The following is a 26396-nucleotide window of genomic DNA, read 5'->3' as shown; positions in this document are numbered from 1 at the left end:
GGAAAGGTGGTCGTTCGTCATGGGTCTGTTGCTGCGTCACGTGGTCGTTCTCGATGGTGAAAGCGAGCGAGCCCGTTTTGCCGACGTGGCCGTCGAGGGCGGCCGCATCGCGGCGGTCCTTCCCGCGGGAAAGGGGACGGGAGAGAGCGTGGTGGAGTGCTACGGAAAGACCGCGCTCATCCCCGGCCTGGTGAACGCCCATACCCACGCGGTGATGGTGCTCCTGCGCGGCCTCGGTGAGGAAAAACCCCTCATGGATTGGCTGCAGAAGTCCATCTGGCCCGTGGAGGCCCGGCTCCGCCGGGAGCACTTCGCCTGGGGGACGAAACAGGCGCTTCTCGAAATGGTCTCCGGGGGCGTCACCTGCTTCGGGGACATGTACTTCGAGATGGAACAGACCGCCCAGGCGGCCCTTGACGCGGGGGTTCGGGCGGGGCTCTGCCGGGGCATCATCTCCGCCGGGGAGGAAGGCATCGGGGATCGCCTGGAGAACGCCTGCGACCTCGTCCGGAACTGGCACGGCAGGGATGGGCTCATCTCCGTCCAGCTCGGTCCCCACGCACCCTACACGCTCTCTCCGGAACAGCTCCGGGTCGTCACCGACGCCGCCCGGGAACTCGGCGTGGGCGTGCACGTCCACTGGCTTGAAACGGAATGGGAAAAGGGATACATTCTTGAGCAACTGAAACGGGACCCCGTGGACCTGCTGGAGGAGACGGGCATCCTCGACGCCCCCTTCGCGGTCCTCGCCCACGGCGTGTGGTTCGACCCCGAGGCGCTTCCTCGCATCGCCCGGAACAACCTCACGGTGGTGCACAACCCTTCGAGCAACCTCAAGCTGGGCAGCGGCATCGCCCCCGTTCCGGAGATGCTCCGGGCGGGAGTCCACGTGGCCCTCGGAACGGACGGCGCAGCGAGCAACAACCGCCTCGACGTGTGGGGGGAGATGCGCATGACGGCGCTCCTCCACAAGGGATGTCGGCGGGACTGCACGGTCATTCCCGCCCGGGACGTGCTTCGCATGGCCACCCTCGAAGGCGCCCGGGCGCTCGGCTTCAGCGACGTGGGACTCATTCGGGAGGGATGGCAGGCGGACCTGGTGCTGGTGGACCTGGACGCGCCCCACTACGTGGGATGGAACGAGGGCAACCTCGCCCAGTATCTCGTCTACGCGGGAAGCGCCATGGATGTGACGGGCACCATGGTGGCGGGAAAATGGGTCTACCAGAACGGCTGTTTCCCCACCCTGAATGCGGAGGAGATCCTCGCGGCCTCGCGGAGTGCCCGGCGGGAACTTCTTGAGATGTAAGAGCCTCTGAACAGGGCGCGTCAGCTCCGCAGAGTGCCTTGCAGATCCTGAGGAAACTCTGAAAAACGCCGTGCCGCTTTCGGAAAAGGCGGATGCGAACTGAGATCGAGAGAGGGGGTCCTGCTTGATCCGAGTTGGCCTGGTGTGACTCGGGTCAAGGAGGAGCGGAAGGTCTTTATGCAGAGCTTCCTTGATGCGGCGAGGGTGCTTCGCGAAAGCCTGCGCCCTCTTCTGCGGCACTTTGCCCGGGACGGCGCGAACGCGGTGCTGCGGGAGATGGAAAAGGGGCGGCGGAAGACGTCCGCGGAAGCGCCGCCGGGAAAGGATCGCGAGAACACCCCGGAAAGCGCCGCCTGAGAAAAGGCGACGGAGGTATACCGCGGCAGGACGGCGAGGAGCGGCGACGAAGGACACGACGGCAGAACTTGCGGAAGAGGTGACGAGACCATGCAGTGGAGAAAGGGACGAGACTTGCGCGAATTGTTCCTCGCCTATTTCGAGGAGAAGAATTCCGTGCGCTACCCGAGCTTTTCCCTCATTCCCGAGGATCCGACGATCCTCTTCACCATCGCGGGAATGGTGCCGTTCAAGCCCTTTTTTCTGGGTATACGACGGCCGGAGGTGCTTCGGGCCACCACGAGCCAGAAATGCATCCGCACCAACGACATCGACAATGTGGGACGCACGGCGCGGCACCACACCTTCTTTGAAATGCTCGGCAATTTCAGCTTCGGAGACTATTTCAAGAAGGAGATCATCCCCTGGTCGTGGGAGTTCCTCACCGAACGGGTCGGGCTCGATCCGAACCGCCTCTACGCCACGATCTATCTGGACGACGACGAGGCCTTCCATTTCTGGCACACCTCGGTGGGGCTCTCCAAGGACCGGATCGTCCGCCTCGGCGAGGACGACAACTTCTGGGCCGTGGGTCCCGTGGGTCCCTGCGGTCCCTGCTCGGAGATTCTCTATGACCAGGGGCCGGAGTTCTCCTGCGGCAGGCCGGACTGCGCCGTGGGGTGCAGTTGCGACCGCTACCTGGAGATCTGGAATCTGGTCTTCATGCAGTTCAACCGGAACGAGGCGGGAGAGCTGATCCCCCTGCCGAAGCAGAACATCGACACGGGGATGGGGCTGGAGCGCCTCTCCTCGGTGGTGCAGCGGGTGAAGAGCGATTTCGAGACCGACCTGTTCAAACCCCTCATCGACAAGGCCTGCGCCATCTCGGGAACGTCCTACGGCGCCACTCCCCGGGGCGATCTCGCCGTGCGGGTCATCTCCGACCACGTGCGCGCCCTCGCCTTCATGATCGCCGACGGCATCCTTCCCGCCAACGAGGGACGGGGATACGTGCTCCGGCGCCTTCTGCGGCGGGCGGTGCGCTTCGGACGCCTCCTCGGCGTGGATCGGCCCTTTCTGCTCGATCTGCTGCCCACGGTGATGGAACTCATGGGCGATCCCTACGGGGAACTTCTGGCGAACCGGGCCACCATCGAGTCGGTGATCTCCCTGGAGGAGCAGAAGTTCGGCCGCACCCTGGAACAGGGAAGTCTTCTCCTCGAAACGGAGGTCGGCTCCCGGAAGGCCCGGGGTGAGACGGCCCTGCCGGGCGGAGTGGCCTTTGAGCTGTACGACACCTACGGCTTTCCCTTCGAGCTCACCCAGGAGATCTGCTCCGAACAGGGCGTTTCCGTGGACGAGGGGGAGTTCCGGGAGGAGATGCGCAAGCAGAAGGAGCGTGCCCGGGCGGCGAGCAAGCAGCTCGCCTCCACCCTGTCGGGGACGCTCTACACGGAGCTGTCGGAAGCGCTCGGCAGCACCGCCTTCGTCGGCTACGACCGGACCGAGGAGACCGCGGAGGTGAAGGCCCTCGTCGCCCTGGGCGCCGCCGCGACGAGCGTCGAAGAGGGGGACGTCGTCGAGGTGCTGCTCGCCCGGACGCCCTTCTACGGCGAACGGGGCGGCCAGGTGGGCGACCGGGGCGTGCTGGAAGGTCCCTCGGGGCGGATCGTCGTGGAGGACACGGTGATCGCCGCGGGAACGCTCACGGTCCACAGGGGGCGGGTCGTCTCCGGCGCCGTCTCCGTGGGGGACTCCGTGACGGCGCGGATCGACGTGGAGCGCCGCACCGCGATCCGGCGCCATCACACGGCGACTCACCTGCTCCACGAGGCCCTGATCCGCGTGCTCGGCGAGCATGTCCGCCAGGCGGGCTCCCTCGTCTCGCCGGAGCTGCTCCGCTTCGACTTCACCCACTTTGCACCGGTGAATCCCCGGGAACTCGAGCGGGTGGAGCGGATCGTGAACGCCCAGATCCTGGGGAACGAGGATCTCCGGGTGGTCCACACCACGCTGGACGAGGCGAAAAAACAGGGCGCCAAGGCGCTCTTCGACGAGAAGTACGGCGAGGAGGTGCGGGTGGTCTCCATTCCCGGCTTCTCCACGGAACTCTGCGGCGGCGTCCACGTGGACGCCACGGGGGACATCGGCCTCTTCAAGATTCTGCGCGAGGAGGGCATCGGCGCGGGGGTGCGCCGCATCACCGCCGTGGCGGGAATGCCCGCGGTGGAGCATGTCCTCGACACGGCCCACGTGGTGTCCGAGTTGAGCCTGCGTCTCGGCGGCGATCCTGACCAGTTCGTCGCGAAGGTGGAGGCCCTTCAGGACGAGGTGAAGCACCTCCAGAAGGCTCTGACGGAGGAGCGTCTCCGGGTGCATCTCGCCCGGGTGGAGAGCCTGGTGGCCGCCAGAAGGGACGCGGCGGGGATCTCCGTCGTGACGGGGCTCTTCCGGGATGCGGACGACCAGCTGCTCCGCGCTGTGGGCGACCGGATCAAGGCCGCGCTCTCCCCGGTGCTCGTGGTCTTCGCGGGCGTGACGGAGGAGAAGGTGCTCTTCGTGGCCATGGCGGACGACGCGGCGGTGCAGAAGGGCGCCCACGCGGGGAATGTGGTGCGGGACATCGCCCGGATCGCCGGCGGCGGTGGCGGCGGACGCGCCCAGACCGCCCAGGCGGGCGGCAAGGACCCCGCCAAGGCTGAAGAGGCGCTGGCTGCGGTCCCGGCCGTGGTGGAAAAGCTCGTCTCCGGAAAATGAAACGGATTCTCGCACTCGATGTCGGGACCGTCCGTATCGGAGTTGCCGTGAGCGACCCCCTGGGCAGTTTTGCCCAGGGGATCGCCGTCTTCGCCGCGGATCGGGACTGGCTCGCGGAACTCGACAAGACCGTGGCGGCCTACGGCGTGCAGGTCATCGTCCTGGGACTTCCCGTGCGCACCACCGGCGAGGAGGGGCCCGAGGCGAAGCGGATTCACACCCTGGCGAAGAAGTTGCGCCGTCGCTATCCTGACCTGGAGATCACCACCTGGGACGAGCGCTTCACCACCGTGACGGCCTCGCAGGTGCTGCTGGAGGCGGACGTCTCCCGGGAGAAGCGGAAGGGGCACGTGGACAAGATCGCCGCGACGGTGCTGCTGCAGGGGTACCTGGACCGGCTCCGGGAGCGCGGGGGCGCCCCATGAGGAACGAAAACGCCGGTGTCTGCGACGGGGCGGGACGTGGTACGACGCGTGCGGGCGAAGAGGGCTTCGTGACGGTGCGGAACGGAATGGAATGCGAAGAAGGTTCTTCTCTTCTGCGGGAGCTGTCCGCGCCGGATGCTCCGGGCGGGGAAAAGGTTCCCGTCCTTCCTCCGGACATCAAGCGCACCCCCATGCTGGAACAGTATTTCTTCTGGAAGGAGCGCTATCCCGACTGCCTTCTCTTCTTCCGCATGGGAGACTTCTTCGAACTCTTCTTCGACGACGCGAGGACCGCCTCGGCGGTGCTGGACATCACCCTCACCGCCCGGGACCCGGAGAAGAAAATTCCCATGGCGGGCGTTCCCTTTCACGCCGTGGAGGGCTACCTGGGCAGACTGGTCCGGGAGGGATTCTCCGTGGCGCTCTGTGACCAGGTGACGGAGCCGGACGGGCGCACCCTGGTGGAGCGGAGCGTCGTCCGGGTGGTGACTCCCGGGACTTACGTCCCCGAGGATCCCTCCGGAGAGGGGCGCCTCGCCGCGCTCGCCCCGGCGGGGGAGGGAGGCATCGCCCTGGCGCTGCTCGCGCCGGGAACGGGCTCCCTCGAAGCGGGAACGGTGTCGGAGAACGAGGCGGCATCCCTTCTGGCGACTTTCGCCCCTCAGGAGATCCTGCTGCCCCGGGGGACACCGGAGCGCCTTCCCGGGCGGATCCGCGAGCAGATCGCCCGAATTCCTCAGCGCCTTCTGGCGCGGAGTCACTTCGACCCCGCCTCGGGAGAAGAGCGCCTCGCCGCCCGTTTCGCCGTGGCGAGTCTCGCCGCCCACGGGGTGCTCCCCGGCGACGCCGCCGCGGGGTGCGCTCGGGTGGCCCTGGACTACCTGGAGGAGACCCACTTCAGTGCCGCCCGGCACGTGCGGCGCCTCCGCCCCCTCCACTCGGGACTCTTTCTCCATCTGGACGTCACCACCGTGCGGAACCTTGATCTCGTGGAGGGGGACGCGCTCTCCCTCTTCGCCGTTCTGAACCGCTGCGGCACCCCCATGGGAAAGCGCTGTCTCCGGGAGTGGATCCTGCGCCCCCTGCGCTCCGTGGAGGAGATCCGGAAGCGGCAGGACGCCGTGGCCTCCCTGACGGAGGATCCGGTGCTCCTCCGGGCCGTCCGGGATGCCCTGGGGGCATGCCGCGACGTGGAGCGCGCCCTCGGGCGGCTGAGCCTCCGGGTGGGCACTCCCCGGGATCTGGCGGCCATCCGAGACACCCTGGCGGCCTTTCCGGGCCTGGTGGCCCTCTGCGAGGGCCGGAAGGCGGGGGAGCCCCTGCGGGCCGTTCCGGACCTCGCGCCGCTGATGGAGACACTGCGAACTCTGGCGGACGATCCGCCTCGGCTGGTGCACGCCGGAGGCGTCATCCGGGACGGGGCCGATCCGGAGCTGGACGAGTGGCGGTGCGTCGCCCGGGGCGGTGAGGAATGGCTCCGGGACTACGCCGCCCGGGAGCGGGAACTTCGGGGGATCAAGTCCCTGAAGGTGGGGTACAACAAGGTCTTCGGCTATTACATCGAGATCAGCCGGGCGAACCTGGAGAACATTCCTCCCGAGTACAGCCGGAAGCAGACCCTCGTGGGGGGGGAACGGTTCGTCACGGAGGAGCTCGCCGTCTTCGAGGACCGGATGCGCAGCTCTTCCGAGCGGATTGCCGCTCGGGAGAGCGCCCTCTACGAGGAGCTGGTCCGGTCCACCCTGGAGGCTGGGGCGTGCGTGCAGGAGCTGGGGCGTGCCCTGGCGGCCCTGGACGCCACGGCTTCCCTTGCGGAGGTGGCCTGGGAGCGAGGGTACGTGCGTCCCCTCGTGACGGAGGGAACGCGCCTCGCCCTGCACGGGGCGCGCCATCCCGTGGTGGAGGTGGCTTTGGGAAATCGCCCCTTCACTCCCAACGACGTGCTCCTCGACGGCGACGGCGTGCGCATCGCCGTGGTCACGGGGCCGAACATGGCGGGCAAGTCCACCTACCTCCGCATGGCGGCGCTGCTCATCCTCATGGCCCAGATGGGGAGTTTCGTCCCCGCGGAGAGGGCCGAGGTGGGGCTCACGGACCGGATTTTCACCCGCATCGGCGCTCGGGACGAGCTGGATCGGGGGCTCTCCACCTTCATGGTGGAGATGGTGGAGACCGCGGGGATCCTCCACAACGTGACGGACCGGAGTTTCGTCGTTCTGGACGAGATCGGCCGGGGGACTTCCACCTACGACGGCATGAGCATCGCCTGGGCCGTGCTGGAATATCTCCTCGCCCCCTGCGGCGCGAGGCCCAAGGTGCTCTTCGCCACCCATTTCCACGAACTCACCGCGCTCGCGGAGCGGCACGGAGAGATCACGAACTGCAGCATGGCCGTGGAGGAGACGGCGGAGGGCGTGACCTTTCTCCACCGGGTGGTGCCTCGCCCGGCGGACCGTTCCTACGGCATCGAGGTGGCCCGTCGCGCGGGCATTCCCGAGGCGGTGCTCCGCCGCTCCCGGGAGCTGCTCCGGGAGTTCGAGACCCGGCGGGTCGTTCCCGGCGGCGAGGGTGGAGCCGGAGCGTTTCCGGACGGCGCCGTCGGGGCGGAGGCTGCTCGGAGCGTCCCCGGGCAGGGGCGCGGGCGAATGCGTCAGCTCTCGCTCCTGGACGCCGCAAAGGACGCGGTGCTTGAGGAGCTGGCTCTCCTCGATCCGGACTCTCTGACGCCCCTTCAGGCTCTGGAGGTGCTCTACCGGCTCCGGGAAAAGAGCCGCTGCGCCCTGGAGGAGGGTGCCCCGTGAGGACCTCGATTCGTCGGCTGGAGGCGCTGGTGGCCTCCCGAGTTGCCGCGGGAGAGGTCATCGAGCGCCCCGCCTCGGCGGTGAAGGAGCTTCTCGAAAACGCCCTCGACGCGGCGGCGACCCGGATTTCCGTCTTCCTTGAGGAGGGAGGGCGGCGCTCCCTCGTGGTGGAGGATGACGGTCTGGGCATTCCCCGGGAGGAACTGCCCCTGGCGGTGGAGCGCTACGCCACGAGCAAGCTCGCCACCGTGGACGATCTGGAGCACATCGCCACCCTCGGCTACCGGGGGGAGGCGTTGGCCAGCCTGGCCGCGGTGGCGCGGCTGGAGATCCGGAGCCGCGAGCGCGGCCGTTCCGGAGAGGGGGGCATTCTCCGGGTCGCCGAGGGGAAGATTCTCTTCGAGGGAGAGGTGTCCTGCCCCGAGGGAACGCGGGTGCAGGTGGAGGATCTCTTCTTCAATCTCCCCGCCCGGCGGAAGTTTCTCAAGAGCGCCGCGGGAGAGGTGCGCCGGGTCGCTACGGTTCTTCGGGAATACGCCCTCGCCTATCCCGGCGTGTCGTTCCTTCTTTTTTCCGATGGAAGGCGTCTCTTCGCCTCCTCCGGGGAGGGGCGACGGGATCTTCTGCTCGGGCAGATCTGGGGTCCCGCGCCGCCGCTGCGGATGCGCCGTCTCCGCGTGGATTCCTCCGCGGTGGAGCTGTGGTTTCAGCCCCTGCCGGGCGCGTCCCGGGCGGAGGTGATCTCCTTCGTGAACGGGCGCCGCTTCGCCGACGGAGCCGTCCGGGCCGCCCTCACCCAGGGAGGGAGCGGTGGCAACTGGCTGGTCCTTCTGTCGGTGCCTCCGGAGGAGGTGGACGTGAACATCCATCCCGCGAAGACGGAGGTGCGCTTCCGCAACGCCGGGCAGGTGTTCCGCCTGCTCCGGAGCGCCGCCGAGGGACTCCGGCTTGCTCCGGAGGTGCCCCTCGGCGGCGAGGCGGCATGGACTCCGGGGGCGGACGCGGAAAGGCCTTTTTTCGAGGGCTCGGCGGCGGGTGTGTTCCGGAAGGGGCCCAGGAACGAGGAGGGTGCGACGCACTCCCCGCGGCGGCGGTACGACGACCCCGATTCCGGCTTCGGTCAGGGCGAAGGCGTGAGACGTTCCGACAGAGAGGTTCCGGAGCGGTTCCGGGCGGCCTCGCCCGTTGCGGGGCATGCCCTTTTCCTTCCGGCGGCGTCCGTTCCGGGTGTTTTCCCGGAGCGGGAGCCGAGGTCGGAGCCGGAAGAACCGGAAGGGCTCCGGGCGGAGCCGTCCGAAGCGGCAAAGTCCGGTGCCCGCTCTCCGGCGGAGACGGGGCGGTTTTTCCTTCTGGGGCGCATGCGGGCCGGGTATGTGCTGGTGGAGGACCAGGAGGGGCTTTTGCTGGTGGATCCCCACGCCGCACAGGAGCGGGTCCACTACGAAAAGATCCGCCGTCTCGCCCGGGGAGGGACCCGGCGGCAGCCCCTGGCCCTGCCGCCCGCGCTGCCGCCGTCGCTGGCGCTGCGGGCGGAGGAGCGCCGGGAAGCGCTGGAGGAGCTGGGGTTCGCCTTTCTGCACGACGAGGGAATGTTGCTGCTCGCGGAGGTGCCCTTCTGCCTCGGGGACGAGGGAGTGCCGCCGGTTCCGCTGCTTCGGGGGACGCTGGAAGCGCTGGATGCGGCGGAGGGAGACGGAGGAGCGGGAGATCCGCGCTCGCCCCTGTGGCGCGTCTGGGCCACCATGGCCTGCAAACGCTCGGTCAAGCTCGGCGATGCTCTGGACGAACGGGAACTCTTCGCCCTGCTCGATGCGCTTTTCGCCTGCGAAGAGCCCGAGACATGCCCCCACGGACGCCCCACTCTGCTGCGCCTCTCCCGTTCCGCTCTGGAGCGCTTTTTCGGAAGGGCGTGACATCTCGGGGGGCGGGAACGTTCTCGGTGATCCGGGAGGGGGGCGGAAGCCCCTTCGGGGCCGAAAGAGAGGCGTCCTCGTGCGGTGTGCCGCGTGAAACGACAGCGATGTTCGTGGGCGCTGCGGGGTTTTCGAAAGGCGTTGGAGTTCGGGAGCACGTCTGACGACGATGCCGCTGCACAAAGGAGTTCCGCTGCACTGCGCCGGAGCCGGGAGAAGAGTCCGGCCCGGGCGGTGCGGTCCGGCTCCGGCGTGTTCGGGAGCGCGGGGCCGGATTGCCGGGTTCAGATGATCTTTCTGTCCTTGCCGACGGCGCGGATCTCGTAGAGCCCTGTCTCGGAAAAAATCTCCACGGTGCGCCCGAAACTGCCCCCCGTGTCCTCCGCGAGAAGCGGAATTCTCAGGTTCTGAAGTGTCCTTCTGCAGGCCTCCACGTTTCTCGACCCGATGCGCACCGAATCCGTCTTGTCGGAGAAGGTGAACATCTGCGCTCCTCCGGCGATCTTCGCCGTAAGACGCCGCCCGAGCGCCCCGGCCCGGAGCATCATCTCCAGCAGTTGGGGAATGCCCGAATCGGCGAATTTGGCGCGGTTGAACTCCGTCCCTTTCGCCAGGTCCATGGCGGGGAGCATGATGTGCACCAGTCCGGCGATTCGCTTCGTCTCGTCGTAGATGGCCACGCCGACGCAGGAGCCGAGGCCGAGGGTGGTCACCGAGTCGGGGAAACGGGCCACGGCGAGTTCCGCGATGCCGACTTTAATCTTTGCCATGGTCTCCGACCCCCAGGGCGATGAAGATGGTCTCGAACGATTCGGGATCGGGGAGGAGGAAAATGCGGCTCGTCCGCTCCTCGCCGGGAGGGGCGTCCTCCGTACCCAGGCAGGCGTCGATCATGATGGCCGTGTCGGAGGTGCGGCCGATCTCCATGAGGCTGAAGCTGAGGATGGCTCCCGCCATGTCCACCGCGAGGGAGGGCACGGTGGGGCGCAGCTCCATTCCGAGGAAATCCGAGAGGGCCGTCAGGTAGGAGCCGATGAGGATGTTGCCGATCTCCTGGATCACCGAGCAGGCCAGAGGCGAGAAACCCTCCTGCTCCGTGCCCGTGAGGGCGAGAATCAGGTGCCGGGCCTCCTGTTCGTCCGCGGCGAAGAGCACGTTGCCCGACAGGGAGCCCTCGAAGCGGGCGAACACGGCGGCGACGATGTTCTCGGCACCTCCGGCGTATTCCACGATGTCGTTGAAGGGCAGGGGAAGCACCCGGAGGATGCGCATGTCCACCCGGCGGTTCATGAGCTTGGACAGGGCGGTGGCGGCGTTTCCCGCGCCGATGTTGCAGATCTCCCGGAGCACGTCCGTCCGGAACGCGTCGAGTCGAGCCGCGTCGGTCTTGTCGTTCATGGCCGTTTCCTCCCGCCTCAGCGGATGAACCGTGCGATCCGCCTGTCCGTGACGCTGATGTGCTCCAGCGTCCATCGGACCAGCAGGTCCCGCAGTTCGGTGATGCGCTCCGGAGAGAGTGCTCCCTCCACCAGGTCCCGGTGGACCCGGCCGACCTCCTTGATGAACCAGCTGTGCTCGTCCCGGTGCGCGTCGAACTCGTCGTAGCAGTTGCGGATCATGAGCAGTTCCTCCGCGCCGAAGTGCTGGATGGCGTAGCCGACGAGGTAGTTCACGGTCTCGTCGATCTGGTCCGCCTCCTTCCGCTCCACCGCCTCGGAAAAGGCGGCGATGCGCTCGATCAGCTTCCGGTGCTGATCGTCGATGATGCCGATGCCGATGGCGAGATCGTCGCTCCATGCGACTTTCATGGTTTATTCCTCCTCTTCGCTTCCCTGCGTTCTCTCTCCGCCGGATTTCCCGCGTTCCCGCCCTGTACCGGTCCGGCGTTTTCCGGAACGGTCCGTCCTGTGCGGGTCGCGTCGGCAGGTTTTTTCCGGCGAACGGGCTGCCGCACGTTCCTGCGTCGTCGCGGGAAGGTGCGGTTCGAAACGGGCCGTTCTTCCGGAAATCTCCGCTTCTGGTTTTTTCAGTGTAGCACAAGTCAGGACACTTCGGCGGAAGGGCACCGAAGAAAAGGGGAGGACATCTCCGGAGAACGGCGGCTTTTCCGGGGGAGTCTGCAGGTGTGCTCCGGAAGCCGTCGTGTGCGTCATGCCCTGCGAAAAGATCGTTCCGGCATGCTGCGGTCACGACGATTCTCCTGTCTTTCGGGGAAGGCCGGGAGCCGAAGAAGGCAATCCGGCGAAGGTGCCCCGGAATGGTACAATACAGGGTCACCGGGAGCTCGGCGTGGTCGTTTCGCGCTTCGAGCGCCCGGGATGGAAGCGAGGAGGCGCGTCATGGTCATGGTGGAAGAGACGGAAAAAGAATCCGGGGATCGCCTCGGCATCGACACGGTGCCGCTGGTGGCGATCATCGGCCCCACCGCGGTGGGCAAGACCGAGTTCAGCTTCCGCCTCGCGGAGGACCTGGGGGCGGAGATCCTCTCCGTGGACTCCCGGCAGGTCTACCGCTACATGGATGTGGGGACCGACAAGGCGTCGCCGGAGATGCGCCGCCGCATCGTCCATCACGTTCTCGACGTGGCGGACCCGGACGAGCCCTATTCCGCGGCGGAGTTCGCCGCGGCGGCGGGGGCGGCGATCACCCGCCTCCGGGCCCGGGGGCGGGTTCCCCTGCTGGTGGGGGGGACGCCCTTCTACTACAGAGCGCTCCTGGACGGCATTCTCACGGAGGATCTTCCCCGGAGCTGGGAGGTACGGCGGCGTCTGGAGGACGAGGCGGCCCGGGTGGGGAGGGAGGCGCTGCACCGGCGTCTCGCGGAGCTGGACCCCCCGTCGGCGGCGCGGATCCACCCCAGGGATCTGCGGCGGGTCGTCCGCGCCCTGGAACTCTTCGAGCTGACCGGGCGCCCCGCCACGGAGACCTACCGGGAGGGGGCACTTCCCGTCGCGCCCTACGCGGTGCTCTACATCGGTCTGCTCCGCCCCCGGGAGGAGCTGTACCGGCGGATCAACGAACGGGTGCGCAGACAGTTCGCCTCGGGATTTCCGGAGGAGGTGGCGTGGCTCCTCGAACACGGCTTCGACGAGAGCATGCCCGCCCTGCAGGGATTCGGCTACCGGGAACTGGTGGCGTACCACCGGGGGGAGTGCACGTTTGAGGAGGCGATGAACGGAGACGCTGCGGCGACCCGGGCTTTTTCACGAAGACAGATGACTTGGTTCCGCAAATTTTCACCGGTCTTGTGGTATGATGCATCGCATGTTTTGGAGGAGTCTTCTTATGCTACAATTCTGGAGTCCTGCGGAAGACATCTCGCGGGGCATTTCGTGAAAAACGCCGGAGGAGATCCCGGTACAGTTCGGGAGGACGCATGAAGGTTGTCGTTGCAAACCCTACCGGTCTCTGCTTCGGTGTGCGCAGGGCCGTGGAGGAGCTTGAGAACGCGCTGCGGGACGGTGGCCGGGTCTTCGCTCTGGGCAGTCCCATCCACAATCCGCAGGAGATCGCCCGCCTGGAGGCGGTGGGGCTCGTGGTGGTGGAGGATCCCGATACCATCCCCGAGGGGGCGACGGTGTTCATCCGCGCCCACGGCGTGTCTCCCCGGGTCTTCGAGACGGCGCGCAAACGGGCCGGGCGGATCGTGGACGGCACCTGCCCCTTCGTGCGGAACGCCCAGGAGCGGGCGGAACTGCTCTCCCGGGAGGGATATTTCGTGGTGATCGTCGGCGACGAGGATCACCCCGAGGTGCAGGGTATCCGGGGCTATGTCACGGGCGAGGCGGAAGTGCTGAACGACATGAAGGAATTCTCCCTGCCGCCGCGGCGTGACAAAATCGGCATCGTCTGTCAGACTACACAGAAGGAGACCACGCTGGCGGGCGTCGTGGCCCGGGTGGTGCCCCAGGCGCGGGAGATCCGGGTGTTCAATACCATCTGCGGAGCCACTGTGGCGCGGCAGGATTCCGTGCGTCGCTTGGCAGCGGAAGTGGATGGTATTATCATTATCGGTGGACGAAACAGCGCCAACACGAAAAAGCTCTTCGAGATCGCCCAGGGCGCGGGGGCACCCGTGCTCTGGATCGAACATGCTCAGGAACTTGATCGGGGGTGGTTGTCGGACAAGGCCATCATCGGCGTAGCCGCCGGGGCGAGCACTCCGGATTGGCTCATTCACCAGCTTATATCAATGCTCGCGACAGAAAGGTCGTCAAGGGGGATGGATGGTAATGGTGGAGCACGAGAACAACGTTGAAGGAATGGATCCGGTCATCGAGAGCGGAAGCACCACGATGGAGGACATGCTGGCGGAGTACGAGGCCCAGGAGATCCATCGGGGGAAACTGGTGGACGGCGTCATCGTCGAGGCGAGCGAGGACGGATGGCTCGTCGACGTGGGCTACAAGTGCGAGGGCTTCCTTCCCCGTCGGGAGTGGACCCATCGCGCTCTGGTCGAGGATGTACCCGAGCCCTCCGTGGGAGACACGATTCGCGTTCAGGTGATCAACATCATCCAGAACGAGGAATCCCAGCTTGTGGTGAGCCGCTGGCGCTCGGCCTTCGACGACCGGTGGAACGCCGTCGAAGAGGCTCTGGGCAAGAGCGATGTCGTCACGGTGCGGGGTCTCCGGAAGGTCAAGGGCGGTCTCATCGTGGATTGCTGCGGCATCGAGGGCTTCATCCCCATTTCGCACCTCGCGGAAGAGGGCCGGGGCGTCAACCCCGGGCGGTTCGTGGATGAGATCTTCGAGGTGAAACTCCTCGAAAAGGACAGAAAGAAGCGTCGCCTGGTCTTCTCCCGGCGTTCCGTGCTGGAGGAGGAGATGAACTATCAGCGGGACGGCTTCTATTCCCAGGTCGAGGAGGGGGCTGTTCTCGAGGGCGCGGTCAGCAGCATCACGTCCTTCGGCGTCTTCGTGAGCCTCGGTCCCGTGGAGGGGCTCGTGCACATTTCCGAACTCTCCTGGCAGCGCAACGCGAAACCCAAGGAAATCGTCAAGAAGGGCGATTCGGTGAAGGTCAAGGTCATCGGCATCGATCGCGAGAACAACCGGATCTCCCTGAGCATGAAGCAGGTCCAGTCGGACCCCTGGGAGACCGTGGGCGAGCGGTGGGGCAAGGACGTGCTCACCACCGGTGTCGTGACGAACCTCACCGATTTCGGCGCCTTCGTGGAGATAGAGCCCGGCATCGAGGGACTGATCCATATCGGCGACCTGAGCTGGACCCGGATCAAGCATCCCAAGGAAGTGCTCCGGAAGGGCGAGACCGTGGACGTGCGCATCCTCGACGTGGACTGCGAGCGCAAGCGGATCAGCCTGGGCTACAAGCAGCTGCACGATCCCTGGAACGGCGTGGGCGAACGCTACGCCGCCGGCCAGGACGTGGAGGTGAAGGTGGTCCGCCTCGCCGAGTTCGGCGCCTTTGTGGAGCTGGAGAAGGGCGTGGAAGGGCTCATTCACATCTCCCAACTGAGCCGTCAGCGGGTGGAGAAGCCCGAGGACGTGCTGCAGGAAGGGCAGGAGGTGACCGCCCGCGTTCTGGAGGTCAACCCCGCGGAGCGGCGCATCCGCCTCAGCCTGAGCGCGCTGCAGCAGCCCGACGAGTCCCAGGAGCAGCAGCAGGCGCAGTCCCGGCGGCACTCCGACGAGGAGCGCTCCGAGCGGCCGCGTCGCCGCCAGGGCGAGGGACGCCAGAAGGAGACCGTTCTGCCCCAGGAGGACGCCTCCGTCACCATCGGAGACTACCTGGGCGGCATGTTTAACAACGGCGGCCGCTAGGCCCCGGATTCGACGGGACCAAAGAGTGACCGCCTTGCCCTCGGGTCGGGCGGTCCTTTGTCGTGTCAGGCAGGAGGGAACGGCATGGCGGTACTTCCGGTGTGCATTTATCCAGATCCGGCGCTGCGCGCTCCCACGGAGGAGGTCACGGAGTTCGACGACGCATTCCGGGCGTTTCTCCGGGACATGTGGGACACCATGGAGTCCAGGGACGGCGTTGGTCTTGCGGCGCCTCAGGTGGGCGTTTCCAGGCGGGTCGTCGTGGTGGTCCTCAAGGGAGAGCGTTATGTCCTGGTGAACCCCCGAATCGTCGAGGCCGAGGGGGAACAGGTGGGCGAGGAGGGGTGCCTGAGTTTTCCCGAGATCTTCGAGAAGGTGACGCGTCCTCGCCGGGTGGTGGTGGAGGCCCGGGACGAGAACGGGAATCTCCGCACCATCACGGGGGAGGAGTTCGCCGCCCGGGCGCTTTCCCACGAGATCGACCACATCAACGGGAAACTTCTCATCGACAACGTCTCGCCTATGAAACGGCATCTCATCAAAAGACGTCTGCAGAAACGAAAGGAATGACCATGGTGTCTCCGGAAGGGCGTTACTGGTTTCTCGGCTCGGGGCTCTTCGCTGCGACCTGCTTTTCCGCGCTCGCGGCGGAGATGCGCTTTGCCCGGGTCGTCACCGCCCCGCCCCGCCCGGCGGGACGGGGGCTGCACCTGCGCCCCGTGCCGCTCGACGAAGCGGCGCGGCAGGCCGGTTATGAGCCGGAGTATTCGGAGAAACTCTCCCGGGAGGAGCGCTTCCTGAAGGTCCTGGAGGAAGAGCGCCCGGACGCGCTCCTCGTGGTGGACTTCGGCCAGCTCATCCTTCCTCCCTTTCTCGATCTTCCCCGCTTCGGCTGCTGCAACATCCATCCCTCCCTGCTCCCCGCCTACCGGGGGGCCGCTCCGCTCCAACGGGCGCTGCTGGACGGTGTCGCCGAGACGGGCGTCACGGTATTCCGCCTCGTCCGCGAGATGGACGCGGGGCCGATCCTCGCCCAGGAGCGCTACGCCGTGGCCCCGGAGGACGATGCGGTGGATCTGCTGCGGGTTCTCGCCCTGAAGGGTAGCCAAATGTTGCTCCGTGTCTTACAATTGTTGCAGCAGGGACATACTCTCGAAAAAAGTCAGGATTCGAGGCTCGCTACTATTGCCCCCAAAATCACCAAAGAAGAAGCGAGAGTGGAGTGGGCTGCTCCTGCCTTCGCCGTGCACAACCGGGTTCGGGCGCTCGCCCTTGCGCCCGGAGCATTTGCCTTTCTTGGAGGAAAACGCGTGAAACTCTGGCGCAGCAGACCTGCGGAGGGAAAAGGACGTCCCGGCGCAGTGCTTCGTCTTGGAGAGAGGGGCCCGATTGTCGCATGCGGTGACGGTGCGGTGGAGCTCCTCGAGGTGCAACCCGAAGGAAAGCCCCGGTGCGGCGCTCTTGCTTGGGTGCGGGGTCTGCGGGAAAACGGAGGGATTTTCTTCGAATGAGCAGAGTCGATGCCCTGAAGCACTGCGACGTCGCCCTGGTGCGGAAACGCCTCATCGGTCTTCATTTTTGGGAACGCAACCTCGCTGTAGGCGGAGCCCTCGGATCGGGCAAGTCCGAGTGGCTTCTGAACCTGGCCCATACGTTTCTCCAGAAGGGGGAGGGAATCCGCATCGCCGATGTGGACATCACCAACCCCTATTTTTGTGTCCGCGAACGGGCGGAGGCGCTCCGCGCCGAAGGATTTCAGGTCATCACCTCTCCGGGGAACGCCCGGTGGGGGGACGCACCGGCCCTTTCTCCGGAGGTGTCCCGCTCCATCGGAGGCTCCGACAGGCTTTTTCTCGATGTGGGAGGAGACGTCCGGGGCGGCATGGCCCTCACCCAGTTCGCGCCGCTTCTGAAAAAAGAAGGCATCACGTTTCTTCTGGTCGTCAATGCCTTCCGCCCCCAGACGAACACGCTGCAGAAGATCGCCGTTCTCCACGCCGAGCTCGAAATGGTGACGGGACTTAAGATCACGGGATTGCTGAGCAATGCCCATTGTCTCGGCGAGACGACCATGGAGGACGTGGCAAAGGGGATCGACCTCGCGAAAGAGGCCTCGGAAGCCCTGGGGATTCCTCTGTTGTACGCGGGTGTCGCGGAAGCACTGTGGTGCGCGGTTGTCGGATCTTCAGAGGAGAGGGCGACGCTCGCGGGCGTTCCGCTCTGGCCTCTGGAGCGGCGTATTCTTCTGCCATGGGAGAGAGGTGTGGTGGATGCCTAAAGGGCGAATTACGGTGATCGAGGATCGGTGCAAGAGCTGCGGCCTGTGTGTTGCGGCCTGTCCGAAGAGCGTTCTGCGCATTTCCGACAGGATCAACGACAAGGGATATCGGCCCGCGGAGCAGTTCGCCGAAGGGTGCATCGCCTGTCGCATGTGCGCGCTCACGTGCCCCGACGTGGCGATCGAAGTTTTCCGGATCGACGAGGATGCGAGGTGAACGCGGCGATGAGCGAACGTGTCCTGATGAAGGGAAATGAGGCCCTGGCGGAGGCGGCGGTTCGTGCGGGCTGCAGGTATTTCTTCGGCTATCCCATCACTCCCCAGAACGAGATTCCCGAGTACATGTCCAGGCGGCTTCCCGAGGTCGGCGGGGTGTATCTCCAGGCGGAGAGCGAAGTGGCGGCGATCAATATGATCTTCGGCGGCGCCGGAACGGGAGAACGGGTGATGACCTCCTCGTCGAGTCCGGGGATCTCTCTCATGTCCGAGGGGATCAGCTACATCGCCGGAGCGGAGCTGCCCTGCGTGCTCATGAACATCGTCCGGGGAGGCCCTGGGCTCGGGAGCATCCTCCCCGCCCAGTCGGACTACTTCCAGGCCACCCGCGGCGGCGGCCACGGCGACTACCGGCTCCTCGTCCTCGCCCCCAGCACCCTCCAGGAGGGAGTGGATCTCACCATGCTCGCCTTCGACCTGGCGGAAAAGTATAAAAACCCCGTGATGATCCTGGGCGACGGCTTCATGGGGCAGATGATGGAGGCGGTGGAGTTCCGCACGCCCGAGCCCATGGAGCTTCCCGACAAGAGGGACTGGGCCGTGGGCTACATGGAGCGGCGCGGAACCCGGGCGCTGGTGAAGAGTCTCTACCTCGACCCGGAGGAGCTGGAGCGGCACAACATGAAACTCCAGGCCAAGTACCGCGAGATGGAGAAGAACGAAGTACGCTACGAGAGCTACAGGACGGACGACGCGGAGATCGTGCTCGCCGCCTATGGCACCACGGCGCGCATCGCCCGATCCGCCGTAGGCGAACTCCGCAGGGAGGGGCTCCGGGTGGGAATGATCCGTCCCATCTCGGTCTATCCCTTCCCCTACGCGCCCTTCGAGAATCTCCCCCGGAGCGTGAAGAACGTGCTGGTGGTGGAGATGAGCTGCGGTCAGATGATCGACGACGTCAGAATCGGCGTCGGCAGGACCGTTCCCGTGCATTTCTGCGGACGCGTGGGCGGCATCGCGCCCTCGGTGGACGAGATCGAGGCCCGGATCCGCGAGATCACGGGCAAGTAGGCCGGGAGGGGACGTCATGAAGGAGACCAAGATTTTCGAGCGCCCGAAATCCATGTCGGATGTGCCGACCCACTACTGCCCGGGGTGTACCCACGGCATCGCCCACAGACTGGTGGCGGAGGTCATCGACGAACTCGGCATTCAGAAGAAAACCTTCGGAGTCGCCCCCGTGGGGTGCTCCGTGTTTCTCTACAACTACATCGACACCGACATGTACGAGGCCGCCCACGGCAGGGCTCCGGCGGTCGCCTCGGCGGTGAAGCGCATCCGTCCCGACATGGTGGGGTTCACCTATCAGGGGGACGGCGACCTGGCTTCCATCGGCATGGCGGAGATCGTCCACGCCGCCAACCGGGGAGAACTCATCACGGTGGTCTTCATCAACAACGCCATCTACGGCATGACGGGAGGGCAGATGGCCCCCACCACGCTGTTGCAGCAGAAGGCCACCACCTGTCCCCTGGGGCGCGACCCCGGCGTGAACGGCTACCCCATGCGCGTGGCGGAACTGCTCGCCACCCTCGCGGCCCCCGCCTACATCACCCGGGTCTCCGTGGCCAAGCCGAAGTACGTGGCCAAGGCGGCGGCGGCGGTGAAGCGGGCCTTCCAGACCCAGATCGACCGGAAGGGCTTTTCCTTCGTGGAGATTCTTTCCACCTGCCCCACCAACTGGGGCATGCGCCCCGCCGACGCGGCGAACTGGGTGGAAGAGAAGATGATCCCCTATTATCCCCTCGGGGACATCAAGGTACCGGAGTAAGGAGGCGATCCGCATCATGGCAGAATTCTTCAGGAGCCTTCTCGCCGCCGGATTCGGCGGACAGGGAGTGCTCACGCTGGGGCAGCTCGTGGCCTACACGGCCATGTACGAAGGACGCCACGTCACGTGGATTCCTTCCTACGGGCCGGAGATGCGCGGCGGCACCGCCAACTGCAGTGTCATGGTGAGCGACGAGGAGATCGCCTCTCCCGTGGTGAGCAGGGCGGACTATGTGGTCATCATGAACCAGCCCTCCCTCGCGAAGTTCGAACCGACGGTGAAACCGGGAGGTATTCTCCTGTACAATGAGGACCTGGTGTCCTACAGGAACCCCAGGACGGACATCACCGTCGTCGCCGTGCCGGCCAACGCTCTTGCCATGGAGCTCGGCAGCGAGAAGGTCGCCAACGTGGTCGTTCTGGGCGCGCTGGTGGAGGCGGGGGACATCGTGGGGGCCGACGCGTGTCTCGCCACCATCAAGGACAAGCTCGGCAAGAAAAAGGCCCAGATGATGGAGATGAACATCACCGCCTTCGAGAAGGGCCGGGAGATCGTGCGAAAGGGCGTATCCTGCTGACGGAAGAGGGCGAAGCGACACAAGGAGGCGTCATGAGCATCGTGGAGGAGTTCGCAAGGAGATCCCGGGAGCTGGACGCGGCGCCGCAGCGGAACGGCAGGGGCGACGGAGAGGAACAGGTCGTCGTGGGAAACAGCATCGATCCCGCCCTCGCCGAGACGAAACTCTCGGGGAGCACGCTCTACCGCGGACGGGTGCTGAACCTGCGCGTCGACGGCGTGCGGCTTCCGAACGGCAAGCGGACGAACCGCGAGGTGGTGGAGCATGCCCCCGCGGTGGGCATTCTCGCCGAGAACGACCGGGGGGAGATTCTGCTCATCGAGCAGTACCGCTATCCCGTGGGGGAGGTGCTCCTGGAGGTGCCCGCGGGAATCATGGAGCCCGACGAACTGCCCCTGGAGACCGCACGGCGGGAGCTGCAGGAGGAGATCGGCTTCGACGCGGAGCATTTCGACGAGATGTGTCGTTTCTACACCTCGCCGGGGTTCAGCGACGAAGTGCTCATTCTCTTCCACGCCACGGGCCTCTTTCCCTCGTCCCTGGCGCCGGACTTCGACGAGACGATCCGGGTCGTCCCCGTGTCCGTCCGGGAGCTTCCGGACCTGCTCTGTCAGGGACGGATCAAGGACGGCAAGACCCTCGTCGCACTGTGCCGCTTTCTCTGCCGGACCACGGCATGTCAGGCGGGAACGCAGACGGAGGCGGGAACGGGGTGCTGAACCGTTCCGCGCCGGGGAACCCGCGGCATGCCGCAGGAACCCCGGCGCTTTTTTTCGGGCCGGCGACGCCGGAGGTGTCCGCCGCAACGGAGGTCGGGGCGGATTTTCGGGCTGCGGAATGTCGCCGGGATCCGGGCCGAAGGGGGTGAAGGAGACATGGACGAAGAGGCCGGGCGCTTGCGGGATGCTCCGGACGGAGCGGAGGCGTCGGACGGGCTGAACGGGCCTGGCGAACCCCTGCGGCGCGGGAGGCTTCGGGGCGGTCGCATCTCCCGGAAGGGGCCGATGGAGGGAAGTCCGCTCCGGGAGGGGCACCTGCGAAGCGGCACGGCGGGCGCAGGTGCAGTGGATGCCGAAGCCGGAGGGCCGGACGGACTGAACGGATCCGGCCGAGGGCGGAGCGGTTTCGACGGCTCCCTTTCGGACGGGTCGGACGAATCGGGCGCAGTGCGCGGGCCTGACGGCGCGGCGGAGGACGAGACGCTTCCGGGAGGCGGGCAGGATGTCGCGGAGGAGCAGCGCGCCGCTTTTCTCGACTTTCTCCGGCTGGAGCGCGGCGCGAGCGAGAACACCGTCCTCGCCTACGGAAGAGACCTCCGGGACTGGACCGCCTTCTGCCGGAGAAGATGTGTCGCCCCCTTTCCTCCCGAGCCGGAAGGGCTCGGGGCCTATCTCAAAGCTCTGACCTTCCAGGGAAAGAGCAAGGCCACCATACAGCGGCGGGCGGCGGCGATCCGGTCGTGCATGCGCTTTCTCGTCCTGGAGGGGTGGTTTCCCGGCGGTGACGCCGCGATTCCCCTGCCGGACAAGGGGCGCAGGCTGCCCCAGATCCTGAGCGAGGGGGAGGTGGAGCGGCTGCTCGCCTCCTGCGCGGGCGCGGCTCCTCTGGACCTGCGCGACCGGGCGATCCTGGAGACCGCCTACGGCTGCGGCCTCCGTGCGTCGGAACTGGTGACGCTGCGGCTGCGGGACCTGGACTTCTCCGGGGGGCGGCTTTGGGCCATCGGCAAGGGGGACAAGGAACGGACGGTGCCCCTGCTCGGAGAGGTACGGGAGATGCTGCGGCGCTACATTCACCAGGGACGCCCCTCCCTCGACGCGGCGGCCCGGGAGGAGGTCTTTCTGAGTCGCACCGGCGGCCCTCTGGGCAGGGAGGATGTGTGGCGCATCATCCGCCGGAGGGGCAAGGGAGCGGGAATCGCCGCATCCCGGCTGCACCCCCACGTGCTGCGTCATTCCTTCGGAACGCATCTGCTGCGCCGAGGGATGGACCTGCGAACCCTTCAGGAACTCCTCGGACATTCCTCCATCGCCACCACGGAGCGGTATACTCATTTCGACGCGGAGCTGCGGGACGTGTACGACTCCTGCCATCCCAGGGCGTAGGAGGCGCAGTCGCCCCGGCCGCTCCGCCCAGGGCGGGTGTCCGGATGCCCCCTGATGGCGCGACCGGCGACCGCACCCCGCATGCTGATAGTTGCGCGGCGCCTCGGATTGTCGGCGGATGTCCGACGACGGCGGCAGATTTTCTTCGAGGAGGTTTTCTCCATGTCCAAGGAACAGTGTGCGGAATACAGGCGGCATGTGGAAGAGGCGACGGCTTTCGTCGCCCGCAACGTGGGTTTTGTGCCCCGGGCCGCGGTGGTGCTGGGCTCGGGGCTCGGCAGTGTGGCCGAGGCCATCGAGAACCCCGTGGTGATCCCCTACGGCGAGATTCCCCACTGGCCGCTCTCCACCGCGCCGGGGCACAAGGGGCGCCTTGTGGCGGGGCACCTGAAGGGCGTGCCCGTGGTGGCCATGCAGGGGCGGCTTCACTACTACGAAGGCTATTCCATGCGAGAGATCACCTTTCCCGTGCGGGTCTTCGGCGGCTGGGGCACGGAGGTCTTCTTCGCCACCAACGCCTCGGGGGGCGTCCACTACGGCCTCCTGCCCGGCGATCTGGTGCTCGTGGCGGACCACATCAACCTCATGGGAGCAAATCCTCTCTTCGGTCCCAACGAGGACGACTGGGGTCCCCGTTTTCCCGACATGACCCTCGCCTACGACAAAAAGCTCATGACCCTGGCGGAGGAGGTGGCCCTGCGGGAGTCGGTGAACCTGAAGCGGGGCGTCTACATCGCCTTTGCCGGGCCCTCCTTCGAGACCCCCGCGGAGATCCGCATGGCCCGGGTGCTGGGGGCGGATCTGGTGGGCATGTCCACTGTGCCGGAGATCATCGTGGCGCGGCACATGGGCATGCGCATCCTCGCCGTCTCCTGCGTGGCCAATTACGCGGCGGGCATGACCGCATCACCCCTCACGCACCAGGAAGTGCTGGACGAAATGGAACGCGCCGCGGATCGGCTCACGCGCCTGGTGGTAGGCGTCGTTGCGTCCCTTGAAGAAGAGAGGAGGGGGACATCATGAATCCCCTGGTCTTCATCGAGACGAAGCGCGACGGAGGGTGCCATACGCCGGAGGAGCTGCGGCAGTTCGTCCTCGCCTGCCGGAAGGGAGAATTCCGGGACTACCAGATTGCGGCGTGGCTCATGGCGGTGTACTTTCAAGGGCTTTCTCCGGAGGAATTGCGGGCGTTCACCGAGGCCCTCGCCGAGTCGGGGCACATGGTGCGCCTGCCGGAGGAGCTGCACGCCGTGGACAAGCACAGCACGGGCGGCGTGGGGGACAAGGGCACCCTCGTGGTGGTGCCCCTCGTGGCGGCCTGCGGCGTTCCCGTGTCGAAGCTGAGCGGTCGGGGGCTGGATTTCACCGGGGGTACCCTGGACAAGCTCGAATCCATTCCGGGCTTCCGATCGGGGTTTTCTTTGGAGGAGCTTCAAGAGCTGGTGCGCACCGTGGGATGCGCCGTGGCGGGACATTCTCTCGAAATCGCTCCCGCGGAGGGGCTCTTCTACGCGTTGCGGGACGTGACGGGAACCGTTCCCTCCCTGCCTCTCATCGCCAGCAGCATCGTGAGCAAGAAACTCGCCGGAGGCGCCTCGGGCTTCGTCTTCGACGTGAAATGCGGCAGCGGGGCCTTCATGCGCACCCGCGAGGATGCCCGGAACCTGGCCCGGCTACTCGTGGATCTTTCCCGAGACCTTGGACGCAAGGCCAAGGCGCTCGTGACCGACATGGACGTGCCCCTGGGGCGGTGGATCGGCAATGCCGCGGAGGTGCTCGAAGCGGTGCACACCCTGCAGGGACGGGGGCCGAAGGACACGGAGGAACTTTCCCTCGCCCTCGCGGGGGCCATGCTCGTCCTTGCCGGGGCCGCATCCTCCCGCGAAGAGGGGCTCCGCAGGGTGGAGAAGGCGCTCCGCAGCGGCGAGGGGCTTGAGATGTTCCGCCGCTTCGTCGCCGCCCAGGGAGGCACTCCGGGCGTGGCGGACGATCCCGAGGGCGTGCTTGCCCTGGCGCCGTCGCGGTGGGATCTCGTCGCCCCCGAAACGGGGTGGCTCGACCGGATCGACGCCCGGAAAGTGGGCGTCGCGATGCGCCTCCTCGGAGGCGGGCGGCTGCACAAAGACGATGCCATCCATCCCGGCGTCGCCGCGGAGGTTCTGGTGCGTCCCGGTGGGGCCGTAGAGGCGGGATCTCCGGTGCTGCGGCTCCACTACGACGACGAAGCCCGGCTGGCCGAGGCGAAGGACGCCCTTCGGGACGCTCTCGTCATCGTGCAGGAACAGCCGCCCCGTCGCTCGGTGGTGCTGGAGGCTGTGGACTGACCGGAGCGGACCGGACCGGACCGGACCGGACCGGACCGGTGAAAGACCTCCTTCCTTTGGGGAGACGGCCGAATGTCTGCGGGTGCTCGTGGATGTCCGTTGCCGGTCGCGGCAAGGCCTGCGGCGCGGTAGAGGAAAGGGCGCACGGGGCTTGCGGAACTGCTGGAGAAGCGGACGTGCGGCGGGAAGAGCGCGGAGCTGGATGGCGGCGGAGCGGCGGCGAAGAAGGACGACGGCTTTGCATCCGAACATGAGGGTGGTGGAGACGATGGGGCGGACACCGACCGAGGACCGGCGGGACGCGGCGGATCTGGAGAGCGTGCTCGTGGCGTTTCTTCCCTTTGTCCGCAAACAGGCGGGCATTCTTTCCGGCAACGATGCCCATCTCAAGGATGATCTCATCCAGGAGGGTCTCTTCGCGCTCTGTCGCAGCGCCGGCTCCTTTGATCCCGATCGGGGCTCCTACGCCTCCTTCGCCTGCTCCTGCGCACGGAACGCCATGATCTCCTACCTGCGGAGGACCTCGTCCTCCCGGGAGGACCTGGTAGACGAGACGGTCAGCCTGGAGGATCTCGAAGTCGGGGAGGATTTGCTCGGAATCGCCGAGGACCGGGAGTTTCTGGGGCACCTGCTGGACCGACTCACCCCCGTGGAGATCGCCGCCGTGGACGCCCTTTGGGCCTGCGGCAGCGTGGGCCGCGCCGTGGGAACTCTCGGTTGGCCCTACAAAAGGGTGGAGAATGCCCTAGCCCGGGTACGGAACAAGGCCCGGCGCCTTGTGGCGGAGCGCGACCCCTCGAAAACGGAATAACTCACATCAGAATATCGCATAGCTCCAGTGCTGGACAGGACAAACCGGCACCGTTACAATGACGGAGCGACGCGGAGGCGAGTGGTGGCTGGTGCTGTCCCTGGGCTTCAAACCCAGTGTGGGGTGCTGAGCGGCGCCCCGGGTGGGTTCGATTCCCACACGCCTCCGCCAGAACACTCTCGATAGTTGCAATTGCTTACTTCGAAAAGAACCGAGAGCCGTTCGCTACACTCAGGAAGCGCTTTTTCCCTTTTTGCTCCACCGACTGCTCCACCGACTGCTCCACTTTCGAAGGAAGGCGGAGAACTGCTGTTTCAGATCTTCGCGGAACGGCACGAGCGGGGATCGGTCATCGTGACGACGAATCTCGGATTCGGAAGCTGGACGTAGGTCTTCGGGGATCCGAACATGACGGCGGCCCTGCTCGACCGGATGACCCACAAGGCGTACATCATCGAGTGCACGTGGGAAAGTTACAGACTGAAGGAAACCCTGAGGGAGGGAAGAAAGAGAAGCCACATACAACTCAAAACGGCGGCTGCGGAAGAATGACCAGGGTGGTCAAAATTCGGCTGTCCCTGGTGATCAAATTTGCATTGACAAAACCAATTTCCGCTCCTCGCCGCCGCCAATGCCTTCTCACTGCGCTGATAACGCTCGAACAGCGCAGTGGAGAATTCTCCGTTGCGGTCTCTGGGAATCCGCAGTTCCAGCTTGCCGATTCGCGTGACCGGACTTCGGGTATCGTAGCCTGACCGATAACCCGTACGTTCTGTGTTGCGCTCATGGCGTTCGGCTCCAAGGAGTTCCGTCATTTCCCCGTCAAGGATGTCTTGCAACACTTCCTTCATCAGGGTCTTCAGGGCGTCCGTTTCGTTCCCGAAAAGGGCTTTCATTCCAGCGAAACGACTGCTATGCTTCTTTCCGGTC

The 26396-nt window shown here is 66.3% G+C and carries 24 protein-coding genes, 1 tRNA gene and 2 pseudogenes; 23 read left to right on the top strand and 4 right to left on the bottom strand.

Annotation, left to right across the window (positions count from 1 at the left end):
* Positions 1–19: 19 nt before the first annotated feature.
* The 6 genes from Q1K49_RS14540 (at position 20) to mutL (ending at position 9541) form a co-directional block, all read left to right on the top strand.
* Positions 20–1309: an amidohydrolase gene (locus Q1K49_RS14540; RefSeq protein ID WP_300526684.1), complete on the top strand. Its 1290-nt coding sequence runs from the start codon at positions 20–22 to the stop codon at positions 1307–1309.
* A 177-nt stretch (positions 1310–1486) separates the two neighbouring features.
* The gene (locus Q1K49_RS14535; protein WP_300526683.1) at positions 1487–1666 is read left to right on the top strand and encodes a hypothetical protein; all 180 of its coding nucleotides are present in this window, start codon (positions 1487–1489) and stop codon (positions 1664–1666) included.
* 90 nt (positions 1667–1756) lie between these two features.
* Entirely contained in the window at positions 1757–4402 is a 2646-nt protein-coding gene (gene alaS, locus Q1K49_RS14530) for an alanine--tRNA ligase (RefSeq protein WP_300526682.1), read from the top strand.
* Positions 4399–4827: a Holliday junction resolvase RuvX gene (gene ruvX, locus Q1K49_RS14525; protein WP_300526681.1), complete on the top strand. Its 429-nt coding sequence runs from the start codon at positions 4399–4401 to the stop codon at positions 4825–4827. Before alaS ends, ruvX begins: the two co-directional genes overlap by 4 nt.
* On the top strand, positions 4824–7628 hold the full coding sequence (mutS, locus tag Q1K49_RS14520) for a DNA mismatch repair protein MutS (RefSeq protein ID WP_300526680.1): 2805 nt from the start codon (positions 4824–4826) through the stop codon (positions 7626–7628). Before ruvX ends, mutS begins: the two co-directional genes overlap by 4 nt.
* Entirely contained in the window at positions 7625–9541 is a 1917-nt protein-coding gene (gene mutL, locus Q1K49_RS14515; RefSeq protein WP_300526679.1) for a DNA mismatch repair endonuclease MutL, read from the top strand. Before mutS ends, mutL begins: the two co-directional genes overlap by 4 nt.
* A 284-nt stretch (positions 9542–9825) precedes the next feature.
* Here mutL and Q1K49_RS14510 read toward each other — a convergent pair whose 3' ends face one another.
* The 3 genes from Q1K49_RS14510 to Q1K49_RS14500 are packed head-to-tail and all read right to left on the bottom strand — an operon-like array spanning position 9826 to position 11349.
* Positions 9826–10311 (bottom strand): chemotaxis protein CheD, encoded by a 486-nt coding sequence (locus Q1K49_RS14510; RefSeq protein ID WP_300526678.1) that lies wholly within the window; start codon positions 10309–10311, stop codon positions 9826–9828.
* A complete protein-coding gene (locus Q1K49_RS14505; protein ID WP_300526677.1) occupies positions 10298–10939 on the bottom strand; it encodes a chemotaxis protein CheC in 642 nt (213 codons plus the stop codon). Before Q1K49_RS14505 ends, Q1K49_RS14510 begins: the two co-directional genes overlap by 14 nt.
* A 17-nt stretch (positions 10940–10956) precedes the next feature.
* Entirely contained in the window at positions 10957–11349 is a 393-nt protein-coding gene (locus Q1K49_RS14500) for a bacteriohemerythrin (protein ID WP_300526676.1), read from the bottom strand.
* A gap of 531 nt (positions 11350–11880) precedes the next feature.
* Here Q1K49_RS14500 and miaA point away from each other — a divergent pair.
* The 17 genes and pseudogenes from miaA (at position 11881) to Q1K49_RS14415 (ending at position 26018) form a co-directional block, all read left to right on the top strand.
* On the top strand, positions 11881–12921 hold the full coding sequence (gene miaA / locus Q1K49_RS14495) for a tRNA (adenosine(37)-N6)-dimethylallyltransferase MiaA (RefSeq protein ID WP_366146079.1): 1041 nt from the start codon (positions 11881–11883) through the stop codon (positions 12919–12921).
* Positions 12918–13799 (top strand): 4-hydroxy-3-methylbut-2-enyl diphosphate reductase, encoded by an 882-nt coding sequence (gene ispH / locus Q1K49_RS14490; RefSeq protein ID WP_029166596.1) that lies wholly within the window; start codon positions 12918–12920, stop codon positions 13797–13799. Before miaA ends, ispH begins: the two co-directional genes overlap by 4 nt.
* On the top strand, positions 13774–15324 hold the full coding sequence (locus Q1K49_RS14485; RefSeq protein ID WP_300526675.1) for a S1 RNA-binding domain-containing protein: 1551 nt from the start codon (positions 13774–13776) through the stop codon (positions 15322–15324). The genes ispH and Q1K49_RS14485 overlap by 26 nt, the downstream gene beginning before the upstream one ends.
* 84 nt (positions 15325–15408) lie before the next feature.
* Entirely contained in the window at positions 15409–15894 is a 486-nt protein-coding gene (gene def, locus Q1K49_RS14480; protein WP_300526674.1) for a peptide deformylase, read from the top strand.
* A gap of 2 nt (positions 15895–15896) precedes the next feature.
* Positions 15897–16835 carry a methionyl-tRNA formyltransferase gene (gene fmt / locus Q1K49_RS14475; RefSeq protein WP_300526673.1) on the top strand — a complete coding sequence of 313 codons (939 nt, stop codon included), beginning with the start codon at positions 15897–15899 and terminating at the stop codon, positions 16833–16835.
* Complete coding sequence (locus Q1K49_RS14470) at positions 16832–17602, top strand: hypothetical protein (protein WP_300526672.1); 771 nt, start codon at positions 16832–16834, stop codon at positions 17600–17602. Before fmt ends, Q1K49_RS14470 begins: the two co-directional genes overlap by 4 nt.
* Complete coding sequence (locus Q1K49_RS14465) at positions 17595–17819, top strand: 4Fe-4S binding protein (protein WP_029166591.1); 225 nt, start codon at positions 17595–17597, stop codon at positions 17817–17819. Before Q1K49_RS14470 ends, Q1K49_RS14465 begins: the two co-directional genes overlap by 8 nt.
* 8 nt (positions 17820–17827) lie before the next feature.
* On the top strand, positions 17828–18889 hold the full coding sequence (locus tag Q1K49_RS14460; protein WP_300526671.1) for a 3-methyl-2-oxobutanoate dehydrogenase subunit VorB: 1062 nt from the start codon (positions 17828–17830) through the stop codon (positions 18887–18889).
* 16 nt (positions 18890–18905) lie between these two features.
* Positions 18906–19649, top strand: coding sequence for a thiamine pyrophosphate-dependent enzyme (locus tag Q1K49_RS14455; protein ID WP_300526670.1), 744 nt, complete (start codon positions 18906–18908; stop codon positions 19647–19649).
* A gap of 16 nt (positions 19650–19665) precedes the next feature.
* Positions 19666–20226: a 2-oxoacid:acceptor oxidoreductase family protein gene (locus Q1K49_RS14450; RefSeq protein WP_300526669.1), complete on the top strand. Its 561-nt coding sequence runs from the start codon at positions 19666–19668 to the stop codon at positions 20224–20226.
* Between the two features lie 32 nt (positions 20227–20258).
* Positions 20259–20945: an NUDIX hydrolase gene (locus Q1K49_RS14445; protein WP_300526668.1), complete on the top strand. Its 687-nt coding sequence runs from the start codon at positions 20259–20261 to the stop codon at positions 20943–20945.
* A 156-nt stretch (positions 20946–21101) separates the two neighbouring features.
* Complete coding sequence (locus Q1K49_RS14440) at positions 21102–22331, top strand: tyrosine recombinase XerC (RefSeq protein WP_366146078.1); 1230 nt, start codon at positions 21102–21104, stop codon at positions 22329–22331.
* A 162-nt stretch (positions 22332–22493) separates the two neighbouring features.
* Positions 22494–23354, top strand: coding sequence for a purine-nucleoside phosphorylase (locus Q1K49_RS14435; RefSeq protein ID WP_300526667.1), 861 nt, complete (start codon positions 22494–22496; stop codon positions 23352–23354).
* A complete protein-coding gene (locus tag Q1K49_RS14430; protein ID WP_300526666.1) occupies positions 23351–24655 on the top strand; it encodes a thymidine phosphorylase in 1305 nt (434 codons plus the stop codon). Before Q1K49_RS14435 ends, Q1K49_RS14430 begins: the two co-directional genes overlap by 4 nt.
* A 238-nt stretch (positions 24656–24893) precedes the next feature.
* On the top strand, positions 24894–25466 hold the full coding sequence (locus Q1K49_RS14425) for a sigma-70 family RNA polymerase sigma factor (protein WP_300526665.1): 573 nt from the start codon (positions 24894–24896) through the stop codon (positions 25464–25466).
* A gap of 73 nt (positions 25467–25539) precedes the next feature.
* Positions 25540–25637, top strand: a tRNA-Sec gene (locus tag Q1K49_RS14420).
* A 15-nt stretch (positions 25638–25652) separates the two neighbouring features.
* Positions 25653–26018, top strand: a pseudogene (locus tag Q1K49_RS14415) (ATP-binding protein).
* A gap of 68 nt (positions 26019–26086) precedes the next feature.
* Here the strand turns inward: Q1K49_RS14415 and Q1K49_RS14410 are convergent.
* Positions 26087–26362: pseudogene (locus tag Q1K49_RS14410) on the bottom strand (transposase); the annotation flags it as partial.
* Positions 26363–26396 lie beyond the last annotated feature (34 nt).

This window comes from Aminiphilus sp. (genome assembly GCF_029975095.1).
In the GTDB taxonomy this organism is placed as follows: Bacteria; Synergistota; Synergistia; order Synergistales; family Aminiphilaceae; genus Aminiphilus.
The sequence above is the reverse complement of the archived record's forward strand: the minus strand, read 5'-3'. Positions and strand labels throughout refer to the sequence as shown.